The organism is Microbispora sp. H10885, assembly GCF_014161415.1.
GTDB classification, from domain to species: Bacteria; Actinomycetota; Actinomycetes; order Streptosporangiales; family Streptosporangiaceae; genus Microbispora; species Microbispora triticiradicis.
Window position 1 is genome coordinate 329,398 of record NZ_JABBWY010000002.1, and the last position, 12,542, is coordinate 341,939.

Consider the following 12,542-nt stretch of genomic DNA (forward strand, 5'->3'; position numbering starts at 1 on the left):
CACGGGGTCGTGGACGTGCCACGCGGAGGCCGGGCACCGCCGCCGCCTTCCCGCGGCCGGCGTACGGCGGATGCCCGGCCGGGGTCACTCCTGGGCGTTCTTCGCGGCCTGCTGAGCGTCCTTCTGGACCCGTTCGATCTGGTCCTGCGTGACGTTCAGCGCGCCGAACTGCTTGACCGCCTGGTAGTAGGTCCAGGCGAGGCCGTCACAGGTGCTCTTGCTGACGCCGGAGTATCCGGCGCAGACCTGCCGCATGTCGAAGTAGAACCCGTCGTCCACATGCGACTTGTTGCCGGAGAACTGGTTCACGGCCTTGTAGTTGCGGTAACCGAAGTCGTGCCGGCGGCAGGGCATCCTGAAGTCGAACCCGAGCGGCTGGTCGGGACTGCTGGAGCACAGGTCCGTCGACCAGTCGAAGGCGTAGGCGGCCCAGGCCGCCTGGTCCTGCCAGGCCGAGCGCCAGCTGGCGGCGCTGGAGGCGGTGGGCTGGGTGAAGGTCGACAGTGCCGCGAGCTTCTGTTCGAGGGTCACGGCGTGTGCGGGGAGAGGCGACGCGAGTAACGCGGCGAAGGACAGGGCGGCGGCGGTGAGGGCGCGTTTGACCATGGGCTCTGCCTTTGGGTGGGGGGTGCTCTCACGGCAGGAATCTGCCACCGCCCAAGAATGAGCCCATATATCCGGAAATTCTCGCGCCAGACCAAATCGAGATCACGGCGGACGTTCGTGCACAATGGCTGTTTACATCGATGACTCGCTCTTGTAAGTGAAGTCTGATCAGCCGGCGGTTCTCCCGGGCCGTCATGGCGGCGACGACACGCGATCCTCGGCGCGGACCGTACGCCGACGGGTCATGGGGCGGCGGGCGGCCGGTCCAGTCCGGTCAGCCTGGCCAGGGTGGCGAAGCCGTCGTCGGTGCCGGGCCAGTGGCGGCGTACGGCGGGCAGACCGGCGCGACGCACGACCGAGCGCAGGACCGCGGTGACCACGATGGCGTCGTCGGCGTATCCGAGGACGGGGATGAAGTCGGGCACCAGGTCGATGGGGAAGGCCAGGTAGGCCAGCAGCAGGCCGAGCCGCACGCGCACACCGCGGGGCAGATCGGGGTCGGCGGCCAGACGGCGCACCAGACGCAGCACGTCGGGCAGCAGCCGCAGCGCCTCACGCAGCAGTCCCCCGCGCGGCCGGACGACCGCCAGCATGCCGATCAGAGCGATCCAGGTGACCAGCAGCGCGACTGCGACGCCGATGAGCAGATCCCACGCCCACGATCCGGTCACGCCCACTCCCCCAGGTCACGGCCGGGCGGCCCGGCGGCCCTCAGCGGTGGCAGGACGCGACAGGCGGCGCGGGCCCATGCCGCCACGGCCGTAACCATACGGGCGTGGGCGATGCGTCGTCAGCCGGTGCGGGACTCGCTCAGGCCCTCTTCGGGGGCCGGCTCCTTCGGGGGGTCCCGGGGGTCGACGTACGGCTCCGCGGGGGACTCGCCGTCGGCGATCCTGCGCCCGCGCTGGAGCTCGGCGTCGAGCTGGGCCCCGGTCAGGATGACGATGTTCGACAGCCACAGCCAGATGAGGAAGACGACCACCGCCGCGAGCGTGCCGTACGTCTTGTTGTAGGAGCCGAACCGCGCGACGTACAGCCCGAAGCCCGCGGAGACCACGACCCAGGCCACGACGGCCAGCAGGCTGCCCGGGCTGAGCCAGCGCACGCCGGGCTGGCGCACGTTGGGCGCGGCGTAGTAAAGCAGCGTGATCATGCCGGCCGCGAGCAGCACCAGGACCGGCCACTTCACGATGCTCCAGACCGTGACCGCGGCGGGCCCGAGGCCGAGCATCCCCCCGGCGATCTCGGCGAGGCGGCCGGTGAAGGTCACGGCGAGCACGGAGGCCGCCATCAGGATCACCAGCAGGAGCGTCAGCCCGACCCGGAGCGGGGTGACCTTCCAGAACGGACGGCCCTCCCGGATGTCGAAGATGGCGTTGGTCGCCCGGATGAAGGCGCCCATGTAGCCGCTGGCGGCCCACAGCGCGAGCAGCAGACCGGTGATCGCGAACACCCCGGCGGTGCCCTGGTGCTGCTGAACGTTGGCGAGGCCGGTCTGCAGCAGTTCCTGGACCGGCCCCGGCGTCAGCGACTTGAGGTTGTCGAGCAGCGGACCGATGGCGTCCTGGCCCAGCAGGCCGAGGATCGACACCAGCACGATCAGACCGGGAAAGATCGACAGGACGGCGTAGTAGGTCAGCGACGCCGCCCAGTCCTGGACGTTGTCCTCCTTGAACTCCTTTGCCGTGCGCTTGGCGACTCCGATCCAGTCGCGGCGCGACAGCCTTTCCAGCGGCCCCTGCTCGTCCTCGGGGTCGGTCATCGGTGGGCGAACCTCCGGGTGAACGTGTTGTGCTTCGCGGTCGCGAACACCCGGCCTCCGCGCATCGCACGGGTCCCGCCGAACATGCCCTTGCCGAACGCGCTCTTTCCCGCCATGCCCTTGCCCGGCATGCTCTTCCCGAACATGCTCGCGCCGCCGAACTTGCCCTTCCCGCCGAACATGCCCTTGCCGAACGCGCTCCGGCCGGACATGGCCTTTCCGCCGAAGACACCCCCGCGGCCGAACATGCCCTTCCCGCCGAACATGCCCTTGCCGAACATGCTCCTGCCGGGCATCCCCATGCGGGACATCGCCGGGCGGCCGCGCATGCCGGTCCTGCCGTACAGGCGGATCCGCGCGGGCAGGCCGGCCTTCGCGGAGAGGCTCCGCCTGCCCGTCACGCCCCGCTTGCCCAGCAGACCCGGCCCGCTCAGGAAGATCGGCACGCCGAGCCCGGCGGTCTTCGCCGTACGGCCCCTGCCCCCGGTCATCCGGCGCAGCAGCAGCACCGCGCCCCCGGCGGCGGCGACCGCGCCGGCGGCGGCCACGAGGCCCGGACCGGTTCTGACCTGCTCACCGGCCCGGCCGGCCGCCTCACGCATGTGCGCCGGGGCGGCCTCACGCACCCGCCCGGCCACTCCGGTGGCCCTGGCCCGCGCCGCCGTCATGGTCGCGTGCATGCGCTCCTGCGCCCGGCCCTTGATGTCCGCCTTCGCGGCCAGGGCCTCGATCGTGTCCCCGAGATCGTCGCGGGTGCGCTCGATGTCCCGGCGCACCTCCGAGATCTCGTCGTGGCCCTTGTCGTGCTCGCCGCCTTTCCTCCCGGTCTCGGTCTCGGTGCCCCCCGTCGTGTCCCGCGCCGCGGCGACGGGCTCCGGGCCGGGCCTGGCCTGCCGTACGGCGTTGAGCGACTCGGTGTCGGTGACCGGCTCTGACACGTCCTGTCTGTGCACTCCCACGGTCCCGGCGTTGGGCCGGGCCGCACCGGGGTCGGTCTCGGTCATCTGCGCGCACTCTCCTTCATGACGTCGATGTCTGCCTTGAGGCTGCGCATCGCCTCGTCGGGAGTGGGCGGCGCCGCCCGGGACATCTGCTCCTTGCCCACCAGGGCGAGCAGCCCGGCGATCGCCAGCAGCGCGGCGCCCACGATCAACGCGGCGGCCCAGGCCGGCAGGATCAACGCGAGCGCCAGGATCGCCGTAGCCACGAGGGCACCCCCGCCGAGCAACGCGACGACGCCGGCGGCGCCGAGCAGGCCGGCGCCCATGCCGGCGCGCTTGCCCTTGCGAGTCATCTCCAGCCGCGCCAGTCGCAGTTCGTCGCGGATCAGCCGGGAGACGTCCTCGGACAGCCGGCGGACGAGATCGCCCGTGGACGGCGACTCCTTCTGGATGGTCATGGCCTGCCTCCCTTCCAGGTTGGGAAGCGCCTACCCGCAGCCAAGAGCCCTAACCACCACCGTCCCCGGGGTGAACGGAGAGACCGGAACAGATGAAAGTTTCAGTTCGGTACGCACACGTTTTTTGTCACAGGCGGGCAAAAGGCCAGCAAGGGGCCTCGGCTCACGGCACCGTACGGCCACGGGGTGAGGCTCCGGCAACGCGTCATTGACATACCGGGGGCCCAATCCACAATCCTGATGTGGGAGCGCTCCCATCGTATCGGTTCAGATCCACCCCTGCCCGCATCGGCTGTCGAATCCGCTACCTGGCACTTCTTCAGCCGATGCTTCCCACCCCTATTCTTTTTGGAGACCCCCCGCAAATGCGAACGAGAGCTCTTAGCACGGGAGCGCTCCCACGATCGCGGAGACGGATCGCCCTGCTGGCGGCCGCCACCGTGTCCGGTGGCCTCCTCGTCGGGCTGACGCAGACGCCTGCGTCCGCCGCCGTGGCCTGTGATGTCCAATACGCGCTCAACTCCTGGGGTTCGGGCTCCGGCGGTTTCACCGCCAGCCTGGACATCAAGAACCTTGGCGACCCGATCAGCAGCTGGACGCTGAAGTTCAACTTCCCGAACGGGCAGAAGCTGTCGAACGGCTGGTCGGCCAACTGGAGCCAGAGCGGCGCCACCGTCACGGCCACGAACATGTCGTGGAACGGCAACCTCGGATCCGGCGCGACGACCAACGTCGGGTTCCAGGGAACGTGGACCGGCAGCAACAACAAGCCCGCCTCGTTCTCCGTCAACGGGGTGACCTGCGGGGCCGTCGTGAGCCCGTCGCAGTCGCCGTCCCAGTCGCCCTCGCAGTCGCCGTCCCAGTCCCCGTCGCAGTCGCCTTCGCAGTCGCCCTCGCAGTCGCCGTCGCAGAGCCCCTCCGCGTCGCCGTCGACGAGCCCCAGCACGGACAACCAGTACGTCAAGAACTTCCTGACGATGTACAACAAGATCCACGACCCGGCCAACGGGTACTTCTCGCCGCAGGGCGTGCCGTACCACTCGGTCGAGACGCTGCTCGTGGAGGCGCCGGACCAGGGCCACGAGACGACGTCCGAGGCCTACAGCTACTACCTGTGGCTGGAGGCGATGTACGGCAAGGTCACCGGCGACTGGTCGAAGTTCAACACCGCGTGGCAGTCGATGGAGAAGTACATCATCCCGGCGCGCGCCGACCAGCCGACGAACGACAAGTACGACCCCAGCAAGCCGGCGACGTACGCGGGTGAGTGGAACGACATCTCGGGGTACCCGTCCAAGCTCGACAGCAGTGTCAGCGTCGGCACCGACCCGATCGCGAACGAGCTGAAGAGCGCGTACGGCACCTCCGACATCTACGGCATGCACTGGCTGCTGGACGTCGACAACACCTACGGCTTCGGCCGCTGCGGCGACGGCACCACCAAGCCGGCGTACATCAACACCTACCAGCGCGGCCCCGAGGAGTCGGTCTTCGAGACCATCCCGCAGCCGTCCTGCGACACCTTCAAGTTCGGCGGCCCCAACGGGTTCCTCGACCTGTTCACCGGTGACGCGTCGTACGCGAAGCAGTGGAAGTACACCAACGCGCCGGACGCCGACGCCCGCGCCGTCCAGGCCGCCTACTGGGCGCTGACCTGGGCGACCGAGCAGGGCAAGCAGTCGCAGATCTCCACCTCCGTGGCCAACGCCGCGAAGATGGGCGACTACCTGCGCTACTCGATGTACGACAAGTACTTCAAGCAGCCCAACTGCACCAGCACCTCCTGCGCGGCGGGCACCGGCAAGAACGCGTCGAACTACCTGCTGTCCTGGTACTACGCCTGGGGCGGCGCGACCGACACGTCGGCCGGCTGGGCGTGGCGCATCGGCTCCAGCCACAACCACTCGGGTTACCAGAACCCGTTGGCGGCCTGGGCGCTGTCGAACGTCAGCGCGCTGAAGCCCAAGGGCTCGACCGCGGTCACCGACTGGTCGACCAGCCTCACCCGCCAGCTGCAGTTCTACAAGTGGCTGCAGTCGGCCGAGGGCGGCATCGCCGGCGGCGCGACCAACAGCTGGGAGGGCCACTACGCCGCCCCGCCGTCGAGCCTGCCGAAGTTCTTCGGCATGGCCTACGACTGGCAGCCGGTCTACCACGACCCGCCGTCCAACCAGTGGTTCGGCTTCCAGGCCTGGACGATGGAGCGCGTGGCGGAGCTCTACTACGCCAGCGGCAACGCCGACGCCAAGACCATCCTCGACAAGTGGGTCGCCTGGGCGCTGGCGGGCACCACGGTGAACTCCGACGGCACCTTCCAGATCCCCTCGACGCTGGTGTGGACCGGTCAGCCGGACGCCAGCTTCAGCGGCACCGGGATGCCGCCGGCCAACACCGGCCTGCACGTGACCATCCGGGACTACACCGACGACATCGGCGTGGCCGGTTCGTACGCCAAGGCCCTGATGTTCTACGCGGCCAAGTCGGGCAACGCGCAGGCCAAGGCCACGGCCAAGGCTCTCCTGGACGGCATCTGGAAGAACAACCAGGACGCCAAGGGCGTGTCGGTCAACGAGACCAAGACCGACTACAACCGCCTCGACGACCCGATCTACGTCCCGTCCGGCTGGAGCGGCAAGATGCCGAACGGTGACCCGATCAACAGCAACTCGACCTTCATCTCCATCCGGTCCTGGTACAAGAACGACCCGGACTGGCCGAAGGTCCAGTCGTACCTGAACGGCGGCTCCGCGCCGGTCTTCCGCTACCACCGCTTCTGGGCGCAGACCGACGTGGCCACCGCGCTCGGACAGTACGGCCTGCTCTTCCCGAATGGCTGAGCACGCCGTGTAGGCCGGGGTGCGGTGTCGCCTGACCCTTCACCGCACCCCCAGTAAGCCGGGGCGCGGCGGCGCCTGACCCGCCGCCGCGCCCCCGACCCCCCCACCTATGCGAGGCACACCTTCATGCGGCGTACGTTCCCGGCTCTGGCGGCGCTGATCATCTCCTCGGCGGTCGTCCCGGCCGCCGTCCCCTCCACCGCCGCGGCGGCCCCGGCGTACAACTACGCGGAGGCCCTGCAGAAGTCGCTCTTCTTCTACGAGGCCCAGCAGTCCGGCAAGCTGCCGTCCACGAACCGCGTCTCCTGGCGTGGCGACTCGGCCCTGAACGACGGCAAGGACGTCGGCCTCGACCTGACCGGCGGCTGGTTCGACGCGGGCGACCACGTCAAGTTCGGCCTGCCGATGGCGGCGAGCACGACGATGCTGGCGTGGGGCGCGGTCGAGTACCGCGACGCCTACACCTCGTCCGGGCAGATCTCCTATCTGCTCAACAACCTGCGCTTCGTCAACGACTACTTCGTCAAGGCCCACCCCTCCCCGAACGTCCTGTACGGGCAGGTCGGCAACGGCGGCGACGACCACAAGTGGTGGGGACCGGCCGAGGTGCTGCCGATGGCCCGGCCCGCCTACAAGATCGACTCCTCCTGTGGCGGCTCCGACCTGGCCGGCGAGACCGCCGCCGCGATGGCCGCCTCCTCGATGGTCTTCCGGCCCACCGACGCGACGTACGCCGACAAGCTGCTGACGCACGCCAAGCAGCTGTACACCTTCGCCGACACAGTGCGGGGCAAGTACAGCGACTGCATCACCGACGCGGCCGGCTACTACAAGTCCTGGAGCGGGTACAACGACGAGCTGGTCTGGGGCGCCATCTGGCTCTACCGCGCCACCGGCGACTCCTCCTACCTCGCGAAGGCCGAGTCGTACTACGCCAACCTCGGCACCGAGCCGCAGTCGACGACCAAGTCGTACAAGTGGACGATCGCCTGGGACGACAAGTCGTACGGCTGCTACGCGCTGCTCGCGAAGCTGACCGGCAAGCAGCAGTACGCCGACGACGCCAACCGCTGGCTCGACTGGTGGACGGTCGGCGTCAACGGGCAGAAGGTCGCCTACTCCCCCGGCGGCCAGGCCGTGCTCGACCAGTGGGGGTCGCTGCGTTACGCGGCCAACACCGCCTTCGTCGCCCTCGTCTACAGCGACTGGCTGACCGACGCCACCCGCAAGGCGCGTTACCACGACTTCGCCGTCCGCCAGATCAACTACGCGCTCGGCGACAACCCACGCAAGTCATCGTTCGTGGTGGGCTTCGGCGCGAATCCGCCGCGCAACCCGCACCACCGGACCGCGCACGGCTCCTGGTCCGACAACCTCAGCGAGCCGGCGCAGAGCCGCCACATCCTGTACGGCGCGCTCGTCGGCGGCCCGACGTCGGCCAACGACGCCTACACCGACAGCCGCAGCGACTACACGATGAACGAGGTCGCCACCGACTACAACGCCGGTTTCACCAGCGCGCTGGTCCGGCTGGTCAAGGAGTACGGCGGCACTCCGCTGGCCGGCTTCCCCGGCACGGAGACCCCGGACGGACCGGAGATCTACCTCCAGGCGTCGGTCAACGCCACGGGCTCGACCTTCACCGAGATCAAGGCGCTCGTCGTCAACCACTCGGCCTGGCCGGCGCGGGCGCTGAGCGACGGGTCGTTCCGCTACTACTTCACCCTCGACGGCGACACCACGCCCGGCCAGATCACGCTGAGCTCGGCGTACACGCAGTGCAAGCCGCCGACCGGCCCGACGCAGTTCTCCGGGAAGATCTACTACGTCACGATCGACTGCTCGGGTCAGGTCGTCGCGCCGCAGGGGCAGTCGCAGTCGCGGCGCGAGGTCCAGTTCCGGATCGCCAGCTCGGGCTCGTGGGACCCGTCGAACGACTGGTCGTACAAGGGCGTCGCGACGACGCCGGGGTCCACGCCGGTGACCGTGGAGAACATCACGCTCTACTCGGGCTCCAACAAGATCTGGGGCAACGCGCCCGGCACGGAGCAGTCCCCGTCGCCGAGCCCGTCCGCCAGCCCGTCCGGCAGCCCCTCCCCCTCGCCGAGCCCGTCGGTCTCCCCGTCCCCGTCCCCGTCCCCGTCCCCGTCCCCGTCCCCGTCGCCGTCGCCCAGCCCGACGCCGACCTGCCCGCCGTCGAACACCGGTGACTGCGAGCCGCCGTTGTCGCCGTCGCCGTCGGTCAGCCCGACGCAGTACGGCAAGGCCTGCACCGCCACGTACAAGATCACGAGCTCGTGGCAGGGCGGCTTCCAGGCGGACGTCACCGTGCGCAGCTCCGGCACCACGGCCATCACCGGCTGGACGGTGGGCTGGACGCTGCCGAGCGGCCAGAGCATCTCCCAGCTGTGGAGCGGCGCGCTCAGCCAGAGCGGGTCGAACGTCACGGTGAAGAACCTGTCCTGGAACGGAAACCTGGCCCCCGGCGCCACCACGAGCTTCGGCTTCACCGGTAGCGGCACCGGCTCCATCCCGTCCCCCGTCACCTGCACACCCGCGTAGCCCCCGTCCCGGGCTCGCCCCAGTCGCCCGCCTTCCCCAGTCGGACCCCTCTCTGGGGAAGGCGGGCATCCACCTTTCTCCTGGCAAGTCGGCACCATCCATACGGACATGACCGAGGGAAGGAAAGCACGATGATCAGGACGACAATCGCCGCGGCGGCGCTGGCCCTGGCGTCCGTGGGGACCGCGGCGGCCACGGCCGCTCCGGCCGCCGCCGACTCGCTCGGCTGCACCGCGACCTACGTGATCAGCAGCGTGTGGGGTGGCTCGCAGAGCTACGGCGCGCTCGCGCAGGTGACCGTGCGCAACAGCGGATCGTCGGCCATGAAGGGCTGGCGCGTGTCGGTGCGTTACACCGACGGCACCGTCGTCAACCGGGTCGGAGGAGCCGTGTCACTCCCGGTGATCGGCCTGCCGGGCATCTACGCGTTCGGCAACGAGAGCTACAACGGCGCCCTCCCGGTGGGCGGCTCGACCGTCTTCAGCCTCCTGACCAGCGGGGGCGGAGGCGGCGCTCCCGCCGTCACCTGCACGCCCTCATGACCGGCGCCTGACGGCGGCAACCACACGACGATCCCCCCGGGAGGCCTCCTCCCGGGGGGATCGTCGTCATGCGCTGTGTCGTGTGACACGTCGGAAACGGTTCACCAAGCCACGTCCGCCGGCCTCGTCACCAGGCCTCCGGCGGCAGGTTCACGTCGCCGACACGATCGTAGATCACGGTCTCGTCCGCAAGCCTGACGACCACCACACGGCGGGCCAGCCCCGCTCTCTCCAGCGCCTTCGCGGACTCCACCGCGTTCTTCGCGTAGTGGTAGCGGTCACGGCTACCGGTGTACGGGCTCTCCCTGTCGCACCTGACCTCGTAACGGTCGTCAGGCCACGGATGGGCGAGCCCGTCCAGGTTGCGGCGCTCGATAGCGGTCGCGGTCATTGCACACCTCTCTTATCGCGGGGACCCCCGCTCAGAAAGACCCCCCTGCCCCCCATTCATCCAAGTATTCCTCATATGCAACATATGTTTCATGCGACCCCCTCGAATGGGGGTTCGAGGTCAGCAGGGTGTCACGCGGAGGGCAGGCTCACCCGGAAGACGGTGCGTCCGGGGCGGCTCTCGACGTCGACCGTCCCGCCATGGGCGGCCACGACCGCCCGGACGATCGCGAGCCCGAGGCCGCTGCCGCCGGAGGCGCGCGAGCGTCCCTTGTCCGCGCGGACGAACCGTTCGAAGACCTCGCCCTGGAGGTCCGCCGGGATGCCCGGGCCGTCGTCGGTCACGGTCAGCTCGACCCGTCCGGAACCCGGGCCGGACCCGCCCGGCACCCCTTCACGTACCGCCCCTTCACGTACCGCCCGCTCACGCAGCGCCACGGTGACGGTCGTGCCGGGCGGGGTGTGCGCGCGGGCGTTGCCCAGGAGGTTGACGACCACCTGGTGCAGCCGGTCGGGGTCGCCGGGGACCGTCACGGGTTCCTCGGGCAGGTCCAGCCGCCAGTGGTGGCCGGGAGCGTAGACGCGGGCGTCGCCGGTGGCGTCGATCACCATCCGGGTCAGGTCCACCTCCTCGCGGGCGAGCGGCCGGCCCGCGTCGAGCCGGGTCAGCAGCAGCAGGTCGTCGACCAGCTTGCCCATGCGGGACGACTCCGCGTCGGCGCGCTCCAAGGCGTGGCGCACGCTCCCGGGCACCTCCGCGGGATCGCGCCGGGCAAGCTGGACATGGGCGCGGACGGTCGCGAGCGGGGTGCGCAGCTCGTGGCTGGCGTCGGCGGCGAAGGTGCGCATGCGTTCCTCGCTGGCGTGGCGGTGGGCCAGCGCCTGCCCGACGTGGCCGAGCATGCGGTTGAAGGCCAGCCCCACCTGGCCGATCTCCGTACGGGGGTCCTCGTCGGGGACCCGGTCGGGCAGCGCCACCTCGCCGTCCGACAGCGGCAGGCGGGCGACGCGCCGGGCGGTGGCCGCGACCCGGTCCAGCGGGCGCAGCGAGAGCCGCACCCACACGGCCCCGGCGACGCCGGTCACGAGCACGACGACGGCGAACACCGCGATCTCGGCCAGTTGCAGGCGCCGGACCGTGTCGTGCACGTCCGCCAGCGGCAGGCCGGTGAGGAGGATGTCCCCGCCGGAGCTCCGCACGGCCATCAGGCGGTACCGCCCGAGCCGCGACAGGTCCAGGGTGTGCCCGGCGCCGTCGGGCGGCACGGAGGCCAGCGCCCTCTCGTCGGCCGCCGGCAGGGACGGGTCGGCCCGGCCCACCACGGCGGGCGTGCCCACCTGGCCGTTCACGACCCGGACGCCGAGTGTGCCGGGCGCCTGCCCCCGGGTGTCCCCGCGCTCGGCGAACGGGTTCCGCCCGTCGTACCCGTGGGGGTGCTCCTCGCGCTCCTCGTGCTCCAGGCTGGCCGCGTACCGGCCGGCCTGCATGCCGAGCTGCTGGTCCACCCGGTCCACCATGAACCGTTCGAGCAGCAGGGAGGACGCGGTGCCCGCCGCCGCGCAGGCCAGCACGAGCAGCACGAGCGTCCCGGCGACCAGCCGGGCCCGCAGCGTGCGCGGCGGCCTCAGCCGTACCCTCACGGCTTGAGGACGTATCCGACGCCCCGCACGGTGTGGATCAGTGCGGGGCGGCCCGCGTCGATCTTCTTGCGCAGATAGCTGATGTACAGCTCGACCACGTGCGCCTGCCCGCCGAAGTCGTACGACCAGACCCGGTCGAGGATCTGCGCCTTGCTGAGCATCCGCCGGGGGTTGCGCATGAGGAAGCGCAGCAGCTCGAACTCGGTCGGGGTGAGCTCGACGAGCTCTCCGCCGCGGGTCACCTCGCGGGCGTCCTCGTCCATCACGAGATCGCCGACCGTGAGCCGGTCGCCCTCGGCCGTACGCGCCATCCCGGCGCGGCGCAGCAGCCCGCGCAGCCGGGCGAGCACCTCCTCCAGGCTGAACGGCTTGGTCACGTAGTCGTCCCCGCCCGCGGTGATCCCCGCGATGCGGTCCTCGACGGAGTCACGGGCGGTGAGGAACAGCACGCAGACGTCCGGGGCCTCCGTCCGGAGGCGGCGCAGGACCTCCAGCCCGTCGAAGTCGGGCAGCATCACGTCCAGCAGCACCGCGTCCGGCTGGAACTCCCGGGCGGTGCGCACCGCCGACGCGCCGTCGCCGGCGGTGCGCACGTCCCACCCCTCGTATTTCAGGACAGCGCCCAGGACCTCGACGAGGTCGGGCTCGTCGTCGACCACGAGGACGCGCACGGGCGTCCCGTCGGGGCGGACCAGATCAGGCAGGCCGTTCGATGTCGTACGCATGATGATGCCAGGGTCCTCCCCACTGCTCCGGCGCTTCCTCTGAGAACGTTCTGAGAATCCTATGAAGGCTCCCGGCGT

Annotated in this window: 11 protein-coding genes; 3 read left to right on the plus strand and 8 right to left on the minus strand. The window is 70.3% G+C overall.

From position 1 onward, the window contains the following. Positions 1-84: 84 nt before the first annotated feature. From HHX37_RS06500 to HHX37_RS06520, 5 genes are all read right to left on the minus strand, one after another. Complete coding sequence (locus HHX37_RS06500) at positions 85-606, minus strand: phospholipase (RefSeq protein WP_138460107.1); 522 nt, start codon at positions 604-606, stop codon at positions 85-87. A 242-nt stretch (positions 607-848) separates the two neighbouring features. Then, positions 849-1,277, minus strand: coding sequence for a YkvA family protein (locus HHX37_RS06505; RefSeq protein WP_138460104.1), 429 nt, complete (start codon positions 1,275-1,277; stop codon positions 849-851). Between the two features lie 119 nt (positions 1,278-1,396). After that, positions 1,397-2,368 carry a YihY/virulence factor BrkB family protein gene (locus HHX37_RS06510; RefSeq protein WP_182884820.1) on the minus strand — a complete coding sequence of 324 codons (972 nt, stop codon included), beginning with the start codon at positions 2,366-2,368 and terminating at the stop codon, positions 1,397-1,399. Beyond that, positions 2,365-3,372, minus strand: coding sequence for a DUF3618 domain-containing protein (locus HHX37_RS37600; RefSeq protein WP_220502635.1), 1,008 nt, complete (start codon positions 3,370-3,372; stop codon positions 2,365-2,367). The genes HHX37_RS06510 and HHX37_RS37600 overlap by 4 nt, the downstream gene beginning before the upstream one ends. Further along, positions 3,369-3,767 carry a phage holin family protein gene (locus HHX37_RS06520; RefSeq protein WP_117409578.1) on the minus strand — a complete coding sequence of 133 codons (399 nt, stop codon included), beginning with the start codon at positions 3,765-3,767 and terminating at the stop codon, positions 3,369-3,371. Before HHX37_RS06520 ends, HHX37_RS37600 begins: the two co-directional genes overlap by 4 nt. A 365-nt stretch (positions 3,768-4,132) precedes the next feature. Here HHX37_RS06520 and HHX37_RS06525 point away from each other — a divergent pair, with 365 nt between their 5' ends. From HHX37_RS06525 to HHX37_RS06535, 3 genes are all read left to right on the plus strand, one after another. Continuing rightward, positions 4,133-6,604: a glycoside hydrolase family 48 protein gene (locus tag HHX37_RS06525; RefSeq protein WP_182884821.1), complete on the plus strand. Its 2,472-nt coding sequence runs from the start codon at positions 4,133-4,135 to the stop codon at positions 6,602-6,604. A 126-nt stretch (positions 6,605-6,730) separates the two neighbouring features. After that, positions 6,731-9,166: a glycoside hydrolase family 9 protein gene (locus HHX37_RS06530; RefSeq protein WP_182884822.1), complete on the plus strand. Its 2,436-nt coding sequence runs from the start codon at positions 6,731-6,733 to the stop codon at positions 9,164-9,166. Positions 9,167-9,297: 131 nt separating this feature from the next. Further along, positions 9,298-9,708, plus strand: a complete 411-nt coding sequence (locus HHX37_RS06535) for a cellulose binding domain-containing protein (RefSeq protein WP_117409575.1) — start codon at positions 9,298-9,300, stop codon at positions 9,706-9,708. A gap of 127 nt (positions 9,709-9,835) precedes the next feature. On the opposite strand, the gene HHX37_RS06540 is transcribed toward HHX37_RS06535, so the two are convergent. The 3 genes from HHX37_RS06540 to HHX37_RS06550 form a co-directional block, all read right to left on the minus strand. Beyond that, a complete protein-coding gene (locus tag HHX37_RS06540; RefSeq protein ID WP_117409574.1) occupies positions 9,836-10,099 on the minus strand; it encodes a hypothetical protein in 264 nt (87 codons plus the stop codon). Positions 10,100-10,230: 131 nt separating this feature from the next. Further along, positions 10,231-11,739, minus strand: a complete 1,509-nt coding sequence (locus HHX37_RS06545) for a sensor histidine kinase (RefSeq protein WP_182880178.1) — start codon at positions 11,737-11,739, stop codon at positions 10,231-10,233. Next, a complete protein-coding gene (locus HHX37_RS06550; protein WP_182884823.1) occupies positions 11,736-12,464 on the minus strand; it encodes a response regulator transcription factor in 729 nt (242 codons plus the stop codon). Before HHX37_RS06550 ends, HHX37_RS06545 begins: the two co-directional genes overlap by 4 nt. Between the last annotated feature and the right edge of the window lie 78 nt (positions 12,465-12,542).